Annotated in this window: 16 protein-coding genes; 12 read left to right on the top strand and 4 right to left on the bottom strand. The window is 69.3% G+C overall.

Annotated elements, in window-relative coordinates:
- Positions 1-2: 2 nt before the first annotated feature.
- The 12 genes from WG922_RS02915 (at position 3) to WG922_RS02860 (ending at position 10,133) form a co-directional block, all read left to right on the top strand.
- Positions 3-428 (top strand): DsrE family protein, encoded by a 426-nt coding sequence (locus WG922_RS02915; RefSeq protein ID WP_340280560.1) that lies wholly within the window; start codon positions 3-5, stop codon positions 426-428.
- Positions 429-498: 70 nt separating this feature from the next.
- Positions 499-864 carry an ArsR/SmtB family transcription factor gene (locus tag WG922_RS02910; RefSeq protein WP_340280558.1) on the top strand — a complete coding sequence of 122 codons (366 nt, stop codon included), beginning with the start codon at positions 499-501 and terminating at the stop codon, positions 862-864.
- A 52-nt stretch (positions 865-916) separates the two neighbouring features.
- Positions 917-1,876, top strand: coding sequence for an MBL fold metallo-hydrolase (locus WG922_RS02905; protein WP_340281158.1), 960 nt, complete (start codon positions 917-919; stop codon positions 1,874-1,876).
- Positions 1,873-2,352 (top strand): hypothetical protein, encoded by a 480-nt coding sequence (locus WG922_RS02900; protein WP_340280557.1) that lies wholly within the window; start codon positions 1,873-1,875, stop codon positions 2,350-2,352. The genes WG922_RS02905 and WG922_RS02900 overlap by 4 nt, the downstream gene beginning before the upstream one ends.
- 357 nt (positions 2,353-2,709) lie before the next feature.
- Positions 2,710-4,071 (top strand): sulfite dehydrogenase, encoded by a 1,362-nt coding sequence (gene soxC / locus WG922_RS02895; protein ID WP_340280555.1) that lies wholly within the window; start codon positions 2,710-2,712, stop codon positions 4,069-4,071.
- On the top strand, positions 4,052-5,188 hold the full coding sequence (locus WG922_RS02890) for a c-type cytochrome (protein WP_340280554.1): 1,137 nt from the start codon (positions 4,052-4,054) through the stop codon (positions 5,186-5,188). The genes soxC and WG922_RS02890 overlap by 20 nt, the downstream gene beginning before the upstream one ends.
- Positions 5,189-5,290: 102 nt before the next feature.
- Positions 5,291-5,746 (top strand): thiosulfate oxidation carrier protein SoxY, encoded by a 456-nt coding sequence (gene soxY, locus WG922_RS02885; protein ID WP_340280552.1) that lies wholly within the window; start codon positions 5,291-5,293, stop codon positions 5,744-5,746.
- A 26-nt stretch (positions 5,747-5,772) separates the two neighbouring features.
- Entirely contained in the window at positions 5,773-6,084 is a 312-nt protein-coding gene (soxZ, locus tag WG922_RS02880; protein ID WP_340280550.1) for a thiosulfate oxidation carrier complex protein SoxZ, read from the top strand.
- Between the two features lie 61 nt (positions 6,085-6,145).
- Positions 6,146-6,949 (top strand): sulfur oxidation c-type cytochrome SoxA, encoded by an 804-nt coding sequence (gene soxA / locus WG922_RS02875; RefSeq protein WP_340280548.1) that lies wholly within the window; start codon positions 6,146-6,148, stop codon positions 6,947-6,949.
- 18 nt (positions 6,950-6,967) lie between these two features.
- Positions 6,968-7,633 (top strand): sulfur oxidation c-type cytochrome SoxX, encoded by a 666-nt coding sequence (gene soxX, locus WG922_RS02870; protein ID WP_340280546.1) that lies wholly within the window; start codon positions 6,968-6,970, stop codon positions 7,631-7,633.
- A 211-nt stretch (positions 7,634-7,844) separates the two neighbouring features.
- A complete protein-coding gene (gene soxB / locus WG922_RS02865) occupies positions 7,845-9,587 on the top strand; it encodes a thiosulfohydrolase SoxB (RefSeq protein ID WP_340280544.1) in 1,743 nt (580 codons plus the stop codon).
- A gap of 3 nt (positions 9,588-9,590) precedes the next feature.
- The gene (locus WG922_RS02860; protein ID WP_340280542.1) at positions 9,591-10,133 is read left to right on the top strand and encodes a GlcG/HbpS family heme-binding protein; all 543 of its coding nucleotides are present in this window, start codon (positions 9,591-9,593) and stop codon (positions 10,131-10,133) included.
- A 185-nt stretch (positions 10,134-10,318) separates the two neighbouring features.
- On the opposite strand, the gene WG922_RS02855 is transcribed toward WG922_RS02860, so the two are convergent.
- From WG922_RS02855 to WG922_RS02840, 4 genes are all read right to left on the bottom strand, one after another.
- Positions 10,319-11,464 carry a YeeE/YedE family protein gene (locus WG922_RS02855; RefSeq protein ID WP_340280540.1) on the bottom strand — a complete coding sequence of 382 codons (1,146 nt, stop codon included), beginning with the start codon at positions 11,462-11,464 and terminating at the stop codon, positions 10,319-10,321.
- A gap of 66 nt (positions 11,465-11,530) precedes the next feature.
- Positions 11,531-12,409: a sugar phosphate isomerase/epimerase family protein gene (locus WG922_RS02850; RefSeq protein ID WP_340280539.1), complete on the bottom strand. Its 879-nt coding sequence runs from the start codon at positions 12,407-12,409 to the stop codon at positions 11,531-11,533.
- An 11-nt stretch (positions 12,410-12,420) separates the two neighbouring features.
- The gene (locus WG922_RS02845) at positions 12,421-13,608 is read right to left on the bottom strand and encodes a dihydrodipicolinate synthase family protein (protein WP_340280537.1); all 1,188 of its coding nucleotides are present in this window, start codon (positions 13,606-13,608) and stop codon (positions 12,421-12,423) included.
- An 18-nt stretch (positions 13,609-13,626) separates the two neighbouring features.
- Positions 13,627-14,802, bottom strand: a complete 1,176-nt coding sequence (locus WG922_RS02840; protein WP_340280535.1) for a Gfo/Idh/MocA family protein — start codon at positions 14,800-14,802, stop codon at positions 13,627-13,629.
- Between the last annotated feature and the right edge of the window lie 8 nt (positions 14,803-14,810).

Genomic DNA, 14,810 nt, shown 5'->3' with positions numbered 1-14,810 from the left:
CCATGAACAGATTCAACCGCGCGCTGGTCCTCGGCGTCGGCCTGGCGCTCGGCGCCGCCGCCTGGGCGCAGGACAAGGTCGTCTACCACATCGACAGCGCCGAGACGCAGGCGACCAAGGGCCTGCGCAATGTGCGCAACCATCTCGACGTGGCGCCCGACACGCAGATCGTCGTGGTGACGCATGCCGACGGCGTCGATTTCCTCATGGAGGGCGCCAAGGACAGGAAGAACCCCGACATCGATTACGCGGCTCTGGTGAGTGCGCTCAAGGCGCGTGGCGTTCGCTTCGAGATCTGCGAGATCACCCTGCGCAACCGCAATCTGAAGAAGGAGCAGTTCATCATGGACGCCGAGTTCACTCCCTCGGGCGTGGCCCGCGTCGGCCGTCTGCAGGCGCGCGAGGGCTACGCGTACATCAAGCCCTGATGCCTGCCGCGCCCACCGGCGCGGCACCCGATTCCCGCGCCCGAGCGCCACCCGATTCCTCCGAGACGACATGCCCGCAACCAAGACCGTGGAGCCGTCCGCCAGGCGCGGCGGAAGCAACAGCAGCAGCGCCGTAGCCGAGTCGGACGAAGTGTTCGAACTCGCCGCGGAGGTGTTTCGCGTCATGTCCGCGCCCATGCGCCTGAAGATCATCAGCAGCCTGTGCAACGGCGAGAAGAACGTGAGCCAGCTGCTCGAGGAAATCGACACCACGCAGCCCAACATGTCGCAGCACCTGAACACGCTCTACCAGGCCGGCGTGCTCGGCAAGCGGCGCGAAGGCGTGCAGATCTACTACCGCATCGTGAACGACCGGGTCGTGACGCTGTGCCGCGCGGTCTGCACGCAGATCGCGATCGAAACCGATCAGCGGTGAGGCCGCCGGCGTGCGAGACGGCGATCCGGTGCAGGAGAGCGCGGCGGTGAACATGCCCTCCATCTCGCGTCGCGGGTGGCTGGCTGCCCTGGGGCTGGCGGCCGTGCTGCCCGGCAGTGCGCTGGCCCAGGCCGCGCCGCCGGCCACCGTGCGGGCGCGCCGGGTGTCGCCCTCGTGCTGGTACGTGCAGGGCGAGTCGGCCCTGGGCAGCGCAGCCAACCGCAACTTCATCTCCAACGCAGGCTTCGTTGCCACGCCCGAGGGCGCGGTGGTGATCGATGCGCTCGGCTCGCCCCAGCTGGCCCGCGAGCTCATCGCCGAGATCCGGCGCGTCACCGGCAAGGGCGTGAGCCACGTGGTGCTGACGCACTACCACGCCGACCACATCTACGGGCTGCAGGAATTCCAGCAGGCCGGAGCACGTGTCGTGGCCCACCGCGGTGCCTTGGAGTACCTGCATTCGGACACCGCGGCGCTGCGCCTCGCAGCCTCGCGTACCGAGCTCGCGCCCTGGATCGACGCGCAGACGCGACTGGTTCCCGCCGACCTCTGGATCGAGGGCCGGTACGAACTGCTGCTCGGCGGCACGCGTATCGAGCTGCTGCCGGTCGGACCGGCGCACACGCCGGAGGACCTCGTGGTGCATGTGCCGGCCGAGAAGGTGCTGTTCGCCGGCGACCTGGTGTTCCGCGGCCGCATTCCTTTTGTCGGACAGGCCAACAGCGGCCACTGGATCAAGGCGCTCGACGTGCTGCTCGCTCTGGAGGCCGAGGTGGTGGTGCCGGGCCACGGCGCGCTATCGACCTCGGCGCGCGAGGACATGCGCACCACCCGCGACTACCTCGCCTACCTGCGGCAGGTGATGGGCCGCGCGGCACGCGAGATGGAGCCTTTCGACGAGGCATATGCACGCACCGACTGGTCGCGCTTCCAGCACCTGCCGCTGTTCGGCGCGGCCAACCGCATGAATGCCTACAACACCTACCTCCTGATGGAGCGGGAGGTGCAGTGAACCGGCGTGCTGCCCTCGCCTTCGTGGGGCTCGCGCCGATCGCGGCCATCGCGCCCGCCATCCGCGCAGCCCAGGGACATCCCGGGGCGCCCCTGCCGGTGCCGCGCTCGCTGGCGCTGGACCTCGGGGCCGCGCTGGCAGACCGCAAGCCACTGGTCGTGATGGTGAGTCTGGCCGGCTGTCCATGGTGCGCGATGGTGCGCGAGCACTACCTGGTGCCCCTGCGCCATGCGCAGCAGCTGCCTGTGGTGCAGGTGGACATGCGCAGTGCTGCGGCGGTGCGCGACTTCGCGGGTGAGCCGCGCACGCACGATCAGCTGGTACGCGCCTGGGGCGTGAAGACCGCGCCTACCGTGCTGTTCTTCGGGCGTGAGGGCCGGGAGGTGGCGCCGCGCCTGGTAGGCGCCTCGAGCGACTTCTACGGCGCCTACCTCGAGCAGCGCCTGCAGCAGGCCATGGACGCGGTGCGAAGCTGAAGCTGGCGGCGCGTGGGATCTCTCGGGCTCCGGGCGCCTGGACCAGCCGCTGCGTCCGTGGTGGGGTGCGGCGCATGAGCCACCGCGCTCGCCGAGCTGCAGGGCGCGTCTGCATGCCGGATCCTGGATGGCGGCTCCTTGGAGCGGCGCCACGCCGCACTGCGAGCGGTGCCTCGTTCGCCTGCGTTCCGTAGGTTGCAGGTGCCGATGCGGGTGTGCACCGCATGCGGGTTTGCACCGATGCCGAGGAGCTGCCGCGCACCGCCGGCAGTCGATATATTCGGACATGACGATATTCGAATTTAATGGATGGGCGCCGGCACCCGCCGCAGCGTCCGCCCATCGAAGGACCTCCTGATGGACAGCAGCCCAGACCCGCACCGCGGCCGCCTGCGCAAGGCACCCGAAAACTTCCTGCGACCCGCGGACGTCGCCGTGGTGGCGCGCGAGGCGCGGGGCGGCCGGCGCGACTTCCTGCGCGGTGCCTTCGCAGCCGCGGCAACCGGCGTGGCCGCGCCTGCGGCCCTGGCGCAGGCGGCGGCACGCGAGGGCGACCCCCACATCCTGCAACTGCCCGAACACACGCGCGGCCTGGGCCAGCCGGTGGTCACCGACGGCTACGGCAAGCCGTCCAAGTACGAATCGAACGTGCAGCGCCGCCAGAGTCCCGGGCTGACCCAGACTGCGCAGGCCTCGGTCTCGTTCGCGCCACTGCAGTCGCTGTTCGGCATCGTCACGCCCAGCGGGCTGCACTTCGAGCGGCACCACCAGGGCTGGTGGGACATCGACCCTTCGAAGCACCGCCTGATGGTCAACGGCATGGTGCGCACGCCCATGGTGTTCACCATCGACGAAATCATGCGGCTGCCCGCGCAGTCACGCTTCCACTTCATCGAGTGCGGCGCCAACACCGGCATGGAATGGGGCAACGTGGCGGTGCCGACGGTGCAGTACACGCACGGGATGCTCTCGTGCAGCGAGTTCACCGGCGTGCCGCTGATCGCGCTGCTGGAGATGGCCGGCGCCGACCTGCGCAGAGCGCGCTTCGTGCTGGCCGAAGGAGCCGACGGCTCGTCGATGACCCGCACCATTCCGATGGATCTCGTGCGCTCGGGTGAGGTGCTGGTCGCCTACGGCCAGAACGGCGAGATGCTGCGCCCGGAGAACGGCTATCCCTTGCGGCTGGTGGTGCCCGGGGTGCAGGGCGTGAGCTGGGTCAAGTACCTGCGCCGCATCGAACTCGGCGACCAGCCCTATGCCGCCAAGGACGAGGTGCTGCACTACGTCGATTTGATGCCCGACGGAACGCACCGCCAGTACACCAGCATCCAGGAGTGCAAGAGCGTCGTGACCACGCCGTCGGGCGGACAGGTGCTGCTGGACAAGGGCTTCTACAGCATCAACGGACTGGCCTGGTCGGGCCGCGGCAAGGTCCGGCACGTGGACGTGTCGGTCGATGGCGGGCGCAACTGGCGCCGCGCGCGGCTGCAGGGGCCGGTGATGGACAAGTGCCTCACCCGCTTCAGCATCGACTGGGTATGGGACGGCAAGCCGGCGATCGTGCAGAGCCGCGCGACGGACGACACAGGCTATGTGCAGCCGAGCTACCGTCAGCTGCGCGAGGTGCGCGGCACGCGCTCGATCTATCACAACAACGCCATCCAGTCGTGGCTGGTGCAGGAAGACGGGGAGGTGCGCAATGTCCAGCTGGCGGCTTGAGAAAACGCTGCTCGGGCTGCTGCTGGCGGTGTGTGGCGCCGGTGCGCTGGCGCAGGCCTCCGCCTCCAGCCAGCGCTACACCGGACTGGGGCGCCCGGCGACCCCCGCCGAGGTGCAGGCCTGGGACATCGACGTGCGGGCGGACTTCAAGGGCTTGCCCAAGGGCAGCGGCTCGGTGGCGAAGGGGCAGGACGTCTGGGAGGCCAAGTGCGCCTCGTGCCACGGCGTGTTCGGCGAATCCAACGAGGTGTTCGCGCCGCTGGTGGGTGGCACCACGGCGGAGGACATCCGCACCGGCCGGGTGGCCAACCTGCGGCGCAGCGACTTTCCCGGTCGCACCACCTTGATGAAGCTCTCGCAGGTCTCGACCCTCTGGGACTACATCAACCGCGCGATGCCCTGGAACGCGCCCAAATCGCTGAGCGTGGAGGAGGTCTATGCGGTCACGGCCTACCTGCTGCACCTTGGTGAAGTGCTGCCGGCGGACTTCGTGCTGAGCGATGCGAACATCGCTCAGGTGCAGCAGCGCCTTCCCAATCGCAACGGCATGAGCACGGCGCACGCGCTGTGGCCGGGCAAGGAGTTCGGCGGCGCGCCTGCGCCGGACGTGCGCGCCGCGGCGTGCATGCAGGATTGCCCCGTCGAGCCCCGGGTAGCCTCGATGCTGCCGGACTTCGCTCGCGACGCACACGGCAACCTGGCCGACCAGAACCGCAACGTGGGCCCGCAACGCGGTGCGCGCACCGCGGGGCCGAAGGTGCAGGCGGCCGCTGCGGGCGCGCCACCCGTACCAGGGCAGGCCGGCGCGCCCGCTACGGCGACGGCTATTGCGACTGCGACTGCAGCGGACGCACCCGGCAAGCCGTCCGACGCTGCGCGGGCGCGTTCCCTGGCCCAGTCGAACAGCTGCACCGCCTGCCATGCGCCGGACAAGCGGCTGGTCGGTCCGAGCTGGAACGAAATCGCCACGCGGCACGCCGGCCAGATCGACTACCTCAGCGGCAAGATCCGCGCCGGCGGATCGGGTGTCTGGGGCGGCATACCGATGCCGCCGCAGTCGCTGAGCGAGGCGGACGCCCGCGTGCTGGCCGGTTGGCTGGCCACGGGCGCTCGATGAGGCGCGCAGCCGTGCGGTCCGCTCTGCGCCACCGACAGGGATAACCCTGTTGGCCCTCTAGAATCCATTCATTAGCATGCACTTACATTTAGGAGACCTGTCATGCAATCCCGTCGCCAAGCCCTGAAGCAGGGCGCCGCCGTCGCCGGCGTGCTCGCGTCCGGCAGCCTGCTTCCCCTGCAGGCCCACGCATTCAACAAGGCCGCCTTCGAGGCCAAGAGCATCGGCGACGCCGCCAAGGCTTTTGGCGGCAACTCGCTGGTCGAAAGCAAGGACGTGACCATTCAGGGGCCGGACATCGCCGAAAACGGTGCCGTCGTGCCCCTCACCGCCGCTACGAGCGCTGCGGGCGTCAAGCACCTGCTGCTGCTGGTGGAAAAGAACCCCAACGCGCTGGTCGCCAAGTTCGACGTGAGCGACGCCGTGGTTCCCAGTTTCGGCACCCGCGCCAAGATGGGCCAGACCTCCGACGTCTATGCGGTCGCCATCACCAACGACGGCAAGGCGCTGTACGCCAAGAAGGAAGTCAAGGTCACCCTCGGTGGCTGCGGCGGCTGAAGCATCGATCGACACAGGAGACAGACATGGCAGACCCGATGCGCATCCGCGCACAAGCGCAAAACGGCAACGCGCTCGTTCGCGTTCTCATGAGCCACGAAATGGAAACCGGCCAGCGCAAGGATTCCAGCGGCAAGGTCATCCCGGCCTGGCACATCACCGATGTGACCGTCGCCCACAACGGCAAGCCCGTGATGACGGCCGAGTGGGGCCCGGCGGTGTCCAAGAATCCCTTCCTGCAGTTTTCGATCAAGAACGCCAAGGCCGGCGACAAGATCGCAGTGACCTGGAAAGACAACAAGGGCGAAACCCGCACCGACGAGGCGACCGTCTCCTGACGGCTTCCCGGCCCGGCGCCGGCGCGCGACCGGGCCCCATTCACCATCTGGAGGGACATCAATGAGGACCATCCACGCATCCGTGGTGCTGGGCGCCGGACTGCTGGCGGCGTCGGCCGCCTGGGCACAGAAGTCCACGATCGAGGCGATCGAGGAGTACCGGGCCATGCTGGCCGACGGCAACCCGGCCGAATTGTTCGAGATGAAGGGCGAGGAGCTCTGGAAGAAAAAGCGCGGCCCGAAGAATGCCTCGCTCGAGCAGTGCGACCTGGGCAAGGGGCCGGGCGTCGTGAAGGGCGCGTTCGTCGAGTTGCCGCGCTACTTCGCGGACACCGGCAAGATGCAGGACCTCGAGACGCGCCTGGTCAGCTGCATGGAGCGCCTGCAGGGGTTCAATTCCGCCGAGATCGCCAAGACGCCCTTCGGCAAGGGTGAGATGGCGAACGTGACGGCGCTGGCGACCTGGATCGCCGCCGAGAGCAGGGGCCAGCCGTTCAACCTGCCGCAGGCGCACCCCATGGAGCGCAACTACTACGAGGCCGGCAAGCGGATGTTCTTCATGCGCGGCGGCACGCACGATTTCTCGTGCGCCTCCTGCCACGGCGAAGACAACAAGCGCATCCGGCTGCAGGACCTGCCCAACCTCACCAAGAACCCCGGCGACGGCATCGGCTTCGCCGCCTGGCCGGCCTACCGTGTCTCCAACGGCCAGATGTGGACCATGCAGCTGCGCCTGAACGACTGCTTCCGCCAGCAGCGCTTCCCCTACCCGGAGTTCGGCAGCGATGCGCTGACGGCCCTGAGCACCTACCTTGGCGTCAACGCCAAGGGCGCCAAGTCGGCCGCACCCGCCATCAAGCGCTGAACCAAGGAGCACATGCAGATGAACACGCGATACAAGCGCCTGGCCGCAGCGGTTGCGGTCGTGGTCCTGGCCGGCTGTGCCGGCAGCGCGCAGCAACAACAAGCTGCTGTCGATCTGGACAAGATGGCGGCCGACATGGTGAAGGCCTCGTTCCGCAGCCAGGGCATCGCCAAGGTCGAGCGCGTCACCGAAATCGACGAGACGCTCAAGGCCTGCAATGCGGCCGATGTCGCCGGCAAGCCGCTGGATCCGGCACTCGCCAAGCGTTTCGAGGAAGCCAACCTGAAGACGGTGAAGTGGCCGTCCGACGGCAAGTATCTCGGCGACTGGAAGCAGGGCGAGAACATCGCCCAGAGCGGCCGCGGCATGACCTGGACCGACAAGGCCGAAGCCGTGAACGGAGGCAATTGCTACAACTGCCACCAGATCTCCAAGGAGGAGATTTCCTTCGGCACGATCGGCCCCAGCCTGTACCACTACGGCAAGATCCGCGGCGTGACCGACCCCTCCAGTGCCGCGGCCAAGCCCATCGTCGAATACACCTGGGGGAAGATCTGGAATGCGAAGGCCTACAACGCCTGCTCCAACATGCCCCGCTCCGGCCACATGGGCAACCTCACGCAGGAGCAGGTGCGTCACCTGATGGCGCTGCTGCTGGATCCGAACTCGCCCGTCAACAAGTAAGCGGCACGGCGCCGGTCCATGGGGCCGGCGCCTTGTCGCCCCGCTTCGTGCGCGCAGCCGCCGCGAAGGACGCTGCGCAAAGGGCCGTGCGGGGCGCACCTCGGCGCTGCCGCACCGGCTGTATCGACTGCATCGCCCGATTTCCGCCTCGTCGCCTTGTCGCCTCGCTGATCCAACGTCTCACTTCTGCCGCTCGCGGCTGCCGACTCCCATGAACCTGAGCAAACGCGATTTCCTGCAGACCCTGGGGGCCGCCTCCGTGGCAGGCCTGGCGCTGGGGCGCTGGGCCGACGCCGATGCGGCGACCGCGGCCGAGGGGCTGTACGACGTGCCGCGCTTCGGCAATGTCTCGCTCCTGCACATGACCGACTGCCACGCGCAACTGCGGCCCATCCATTTCCGCGAGCCCAGCGTGAACCTCGGCGTCGGGGACATGAAGGGCCGGCTGCCGCACCTGGTGGGCGAGCACCTGCTGAAGGTGGCGGGCGTACCGCCGGGCACAGCCCAGGCCCATGCACTGACCTACCTCGACTTCGACAAGGCGGCACGACGTTACGGGAAGGTCGGCGGCTTCTCGCACCTGTGCACCCTGGTCAAGCGCATGAAGGCGAGCCGGCCCGGCGCGCTGCTGCTCGACGGCGGCGACACCTGGCAGGGCTCGGCCACCGCGCTCTGGACCAAGGGGCAGGACATGGTCGATGCCTGCAAGCTGCTGGGGGTGGACGTGATGACCGGCCACTGGGAGTTCACCCTGGGCATGGAGCGTGTCAAGGAAATCATCGACAACGATTTCAAGGGCAAGGTGTCTTTCGTCGCGCAGAACGTCAAGACCGCCGACTTCGGCGACCCGGTGTTCGAGCCCTACGTGCTGCGCGAGATCAACGGGGTGCCCTGCGCCATCGTCGGCCAGGCCTTCCCCTATACGCCCATCGCCAACCCGCGCTACTTCGTGAGCGACTGGGCCTTCGGCATCCAGGACGAGAGCATGCAGAAGGTGGTGGACGAGGCCCGCGCGAAAGGCGCGCAGGTGGTCGTGCTCCTGAGCCACAACGGCATGGACGTCGACCTCAAGATGGCCAGCCGCGTCACCGGCATCGACGCGATCCTCGGTGGCCACACGCACGACGGCATGCCCGTGGCGAGCGTGGTCGCCAATCCCGGCGGCAAGACGCTGGTGGTCAACTCCGGCTCGAACGGCAAGTTCCTCGGGGTGATGGACCTGCAGGTGACGCAGGGCAAGGTGGTCGATTTCCGCTGGCGGCTGCTGCCGGTGTTCGCCAACATGCTGCCGGTCGACCGCGAAATGGACGCGCTCATCACGCGCGTGCGGGCCCCCTACGAGGCGAAGCTGGCCGAGACCCTGGCGGTAACCGAGGGCACGCTGTACCGGCGCGGCAATTTCAACGGCACCGGAGACCAGCTGCTGCTGGACGCGCTGATGGACGTGCAGGGGGCCGAGATCGCCTTCTCGCCGGGCTTTCGCTGGGGCACCTCGCTGCTCGCGGGCCAGGCGATCACCCGCGAGTGGCTGATGGACATGACCGCGACCACCTACTCCTACGCCACGGTGAGCGAGCTCTCCGGGGCGATGATCAAGACCATCCTCGAAGACGTGGCCGACAACCTGTTCAACCCCGACCCGTACTACCAGCAGGGCGGCGACATGGTGCGCGTCGGCGGGCTGCAGTACAGCTGCGACCCGACCGCGGCGATGGGCAAGCGCATCGCGAACATGCGCCTGAACGGCAAGCCGCTGGAAGCCTCCCGTAGCTACAAGGTGGCCGGCTGGGCGCCGGTGGCAGAGGAGGCCCGCAACGCCGGCAACAAACCGGTGTGGGACGTGGTCGAGCAGTGGTTGCGCGCGCGCGGCGGCAAGGTGACGCCCCGTACGCCGAACACGCCGCGCCTGACCGGCGCCCTGCCCAATCCGGGCTATGCCCCCTCAGGAGCCTGAGCCATGCACCGCACGAGCACCCTCGCACTGACCACGACCGCAGCCGCGGTGCTGCTGTCGCTTCCGCTCGGTGCGGCGGCCCAGCAGTCGAAGCCCAGCGCCGCAGCTGCTGCCGCAGCCACCTACAACCTGCGTTCGATCACGCCCGAGGCAGCGTTGCGGGCGGCGCAAGCCGCCCTGCGCAGCTGCGCCGGCACCGGCTACCAGGTGGCCGTTGCCGTGACCGACCGTGGCGGCAACGCGCTGGTGATGCTGCGTGACCGCCTGGCGGGCCCGCACACGCCGCAGACCGCCATCGACAAGGCCTGGACGGCGCTGAGCTTTCGCATGGACACGCTCGCCTTTGCCAAGGCCACGCAGGCGGGCGAGGGCGCCTCGGGCATCCGCCACCTGCCCAGGGTGGTGGCGATCGGCGGCGGGCGCCCGATCGAAGCGGCCGGCGCGACGGTGGGCGCAATCGGCATTTCGGGCGCGCCGGGCGGCGAGGCCGACGATGTGTGCGCACGCGCCGGCATCGCAGCGATCCAGGACGATCTGGACTTCTGAGCGCGGGCGCCTGAGCGCCTCCACCGGCCGTGCAGGGCCCTGGCCGCACACCCAGGCGAAGACGTTGACTATCGGTGGGCCCCTGGCGGCCGCGGGGCACGTTCGCAAGCAGTCCTGCAACCGAAGCGCAACCGCGCCGGGCTCGACGCGCTTGGAGGATGGGAGTGGGAGAACGCGATGCCGCGCTATGCCGCGACCGAGCGTGCCGCGCCGGCGTCGGGACGCAGCGCGCGCCGCGACTGCACCCACAGCGCCAGCCAGGCGCCGCCGACGATCCCCAGGACCGCCAGCAGCGCGCCGGCCGACAGCAGCGCGAGGCCGGTGACGCCGTTCCCGATGGAGCACCCCAGCGCGGTGACGCCGCCGAATCCCATCAGCAGGCCGCCGGCCACGTGCTCGCCGAATTCACGCGGCGAGGCGAACATTTCCCAGCGGAACTCGCGCCGCCGCAGGGCGTTGAGCAAGCTGCCCGCCACCACGCCCAGCACCACGGCAACGCCGAAGCTGAGCACGGTGCTCTTGTCGGACCAGAGGGTCAGCAGGTCCAGCAGGTGACCCATGGGCGCCGAGAAGCTCAATCCTTCAGGCCGTCGCGATTGGGTGGCGAGCCAGGCCGGCTCGAGCGTTTCGGGGTGTTCGGCCAGGAAGCCGATGCGGCCCGTGAGGAACAGAGCCGCCCCCAGCAGCAGGCCGACGGCGGCGCCGCCCAGCACCGTGGCGGCGTCGAGTGCGCGCCGGACACGCCAGGCGAGGGCGCCCACTCCAAGCAGCAACAGCACCGCGAGCGCCCAGCGGATCGCTTCGGCGGACATCGCGAGCATGGGTGCGAGCAGCGAGCCGAGGTCCTGCGGGCCTTGCAGCTCGATCACCCAGGGGTCGAACACCGAGACCCGCACGGTGGCGAGGATGCCGCGCAGCGTCATGAGCGCCGCGATGGCCACGACGACCAGCGTCACGACCGACTTCATGTTGCCGGCGCCGGCCTTGACCAGGCTGCGCTGCGGACACCCGCCGCACAGGACCATTCCGTAGCCGAACAGCAGGCCGCCGAAGAGGCAGGATGCCCAGGGCAGCCGGTTGGCCCAGGCCAGCGTCCGGGTGGCGTCGAGAGCGCCGCCCGCGACGAGCAACTGCACGCAGAGGGCGCCCACGGCGATCGCCGTGAACCAGGCCACCATGCGGGCCGGCCCGCGGAAGATCACCCAGTCGGCGATGGCACCGCGCACGCAGAAGCGGGAGGCCTGCCCGACCGCGCCGAAGGCCAGACCGATCAACAGGCCCCCCCAGAGAACGTACTGGATCAGGCTGGCAGGAGACGCTTCGGGGCTCATGGGCTGGCGCGGATGGGGTGCGGTGAAGCGGCCGAGTGTAGCGGCTGCTCCCCCGCCGACCTTCCTTCAGACCACGCTGCGATGGCGGGCGATGCAGGTGTCCAGCACCTCTGCGTGCGGGCGCTGCCACCAGTTGCCGGTGGAGAAGATCTCGACCTCGCTGAAGCCGGCGAAACCCTGGGCCTCGACCCAGCCGCGGATGCGCGGGATGTCGATCACGCCGTCGCCCATCATCCCCCGGTCGTTCAGCAGGTCGGTGGTGGGCGTGAGCCAGTCGCACACATGGAACGCCAGCAGCCGTTCCTTGCCGGCGCGGGCGATCTGCTGCTGGAGTTTCGGGTCCCACCAGACGTGGTAGACGTCCACGGCCACGCCCAGTGCACCGCTGCGCCGGGGATCCAGTGCGTCGCAGAGATCGAGCGCCTGCTCCATCGTGTTGACGCAGGCGCGGTCGGCGGCATACATGGGATGCAGCGGCTCGATGGCCAGCGGCATGCCCACGCCGCGTGCGTACTCCAGCAGGGTGGCGATGCCCTCGCGCACCTGCTCGCGCGCGCCGGCGATGTCCTTGTGCGCGGCCCGGCCCTGCAGCGCGCCGGGCAGGCCCCCCACCACCAGCACCAGGCAGGCCGCGTTCAGCTCGCGTGCTTCATCGACTGCGCGCCGGTTGTCGTCGTGCGCCGCCTGCAGTCCGGCCGCGTCGGCCGCCGGAAACATGCCGCCGCGGCAATAGCCGGAGAGCGCCAGCCCGTGCTCGCGCACCATGCGCGAAACGTCGGCGAGTCCGGCGGCGTGCACCTGGTCGCGCCAGGGCGAGATGGCGCGGATGCCCCGCTCGGCGCAGGCTTCGATGATCGCCGGAAGCGGCAGCTCCTGGCCGCCGCTGCGGCGCACCGTGGCCGTGTTGATCGACAGCCAGCGGTGGTCCTGCGAGAAATCCCTCATGCCTGCCCCGCTCATTCGACGCCGTGCAGCGCCAGCAGCGTGCGCATGCGGCGCAGGGCCAGCTCGGGCTGCTCCAGCAGGTTGGCCGCGTCGGCCAGCCGGAACAGCTCGGCGAAGTGCGGCAGGCTGCGCGCGCTCTGCTGGCCGCCGACCATGGTGAAGTGGCTCTGGTGGCCGTTGAGCCAGGCCATGAACACCACACCCGTCTTGTAGAAGCGCGTGGGCGCCGCGAAGATATGCCGCGACAGCGGCACCGTGGGCCCGAGGATCGCGTGGAAGCGCTCCAGGTTGCCGTGGGCCAGTTCGCCCAGGGCGGCACTGGCAGCGGGCGCGATGGCGTCGAAGATGCCGAGCAGGGCGTCGCTCTTGCCGTGCACGGGGTCGCTGCCGAAGGCGTCGCCGGCGATCAGCTCGGCGTAGTTGAAATCGTCGCCGGTGTACATGCGCACGCCGGCGGGCAGGCGCCGGCGCATGGCGATCTCCTGGTCCTTGTCCAGCAGCGAAATCTTGATGCCATCGACCTTGTCGGGGTGGGCGGCGATGACGCCCAGCGCGGTGTCCATCGCAGCCTGCGTGTCGCGCGAGCCCCAGTAGCCGGCCAGCGCCGGATCGAACATGTCGCCCAGCCAGTGCAGGATCACCGGCTGCCTGGCCTGCGACAGGATGCGGTCGTAGACGCGCTCGTAGTCGGCCGGCCCCTGCGCCACGCGCGCGAGCGCGCGGCTGGCCATCACGATCAGCTTGCCGCCGAGCTTTTCGATGGCGGCCATCTGTTCTTCGTAGGCGCGGATCACGTCGTCCACGCTGCGCGCCGCGTCGGGCGCGAGGTGGTCGGTGCCGCAGCCCGAGGCCACCAGCGCTCCCGGCACGTCGCGCGCCGCGTCGAGCGAGCGGGCGATCAGCTCCAGCGAGGTGGGCCAGTCCAGGCCCATGCCGCGCTGGGCGGTGTCCATCGCCTCGGCCACGCCCAGCCCGAGCGACCACAGGCGCTGTCGGTAGGCGATCGTCGCGTCCCAGTCGAGGGCGCACTGCAGCCAGGGATCGACGGCGGCGCGCGGATCGGCCACCACGTGGGCGGCGGAATAGGCGATGCGGTCGAAGGCGACGCCGCGTGCCGGCTGTACCGGCGTGTCACCGCGCAGGGTGTAGGTCTCGAGGGCGCCGCCGGCCATGGGCAGGCGCAGGCTGAGGGATGCCATGGATCGTGCTCCTTGCGCTCAGACGGTCAACGGCGGCACATCGACCCAGCGCCGCTCCTGCCAGCTTTGCAGCGCGGCTTCGACCAGCTGCACGCCCTTCGCCCCTTCCGGCAAGGTCCAGCGGTAGGGCGCGTCCTCCACCACATGGCGGATGAAGTGCTCCCACTGGATCTTGAAGCCGTTGTCGTAGACCTGCGTGTCCGGTACGTCCTGCCACTGGTCGAAGAAGTTCATGGTCTGCTTCACGTCCGGGTTCCACACCGGACGCGGCGTGGTCACGCGGCTCTGCGCGCGGCAGTCGGTGAGGCCCGCGACGGCCGAGCCGTGCGTGCCATCGACGTGGAAGGTGACCAGGTCGTCGCGGCGCACGCGCGTGGCCCAGGACATGTTCATCTGCGCGATGACCGGCTCGCCGTTGTGGCCGGTGAGTTCTGCCATCGCGTAGGCGGCGTCGTCGGCCGTGGCGCGATAGGGCTTGCCGGCCTCGTCCCAGCGTTCGGGGATGTGCGTGGCGCCCAGGCAGGAGATGGACTTCACCTCGCCGAACAGGTTGTCCAGCACGTAGCGCCAGTGGCACATCATGTCCAGGATCATTCCGCCGCCGTCTTCGGCGCGGTAGTTCCAGCTCGGGCGCTGGATGGGTTGCAGGTCGCCCTCGAAAACCCAGTAGCCGAACTCCAGGCGCACCGAGAGCATGCGGCCGAAGAAGCCGGCGCGGCGCAGCATGTCCAGCTTGCGCAGCCCGGGCAGGAACAGCTTGTCCTGCACGGCGCCGTGCTTGAGGCCGCTGCGCTCGCCAGCCTCCTGCGCGAGGCGCGCGATCTCCACGGCCTCGTTCAGGTTGGTCGCGATGGGCTTTTCGCAGTAGACGTGCTTGCCGGCGCGGATCGCCTTGGCCAGCAAGGTGGGGCGCATCTGCGTGGTGCCGGCGTCGAAGAACACGGTGTCGTCCGGATTGGCCAGCGCATTGTCGAGGTCGCAGCCCCAGCGCTCGATTTTCTGCGCGCGCGCCAGCGCCTCCATCTTCTCGGGGTTGCGCCCGATCAGGATCGGGTCGGGCATGACCGTGTCGCCGTTCGAGAGCGTGACGCCGCCCTGGTTGCGTATGGCGACGATGGAGCGGATCAGGTGCTGGTTCATGCCCATGCGTCCGGTGACGCCGTGCATGATGATTCCGAGACGTTGGGTGGGCATGGCCGCGC

Origin of the sequence: Ramlibacter sp. AN1015 (assembly GCF_037726105.1) — a bacterium.
Classification (GTDB): Bacteria; Pseudomonadota; Gammaproteobacteria; order Burkholderiales; family Burkholderiaceae_C; genus Ramlibacter.
This window is presented reverse-complemented; position numbering and strand designations above follow the sequence as displayed.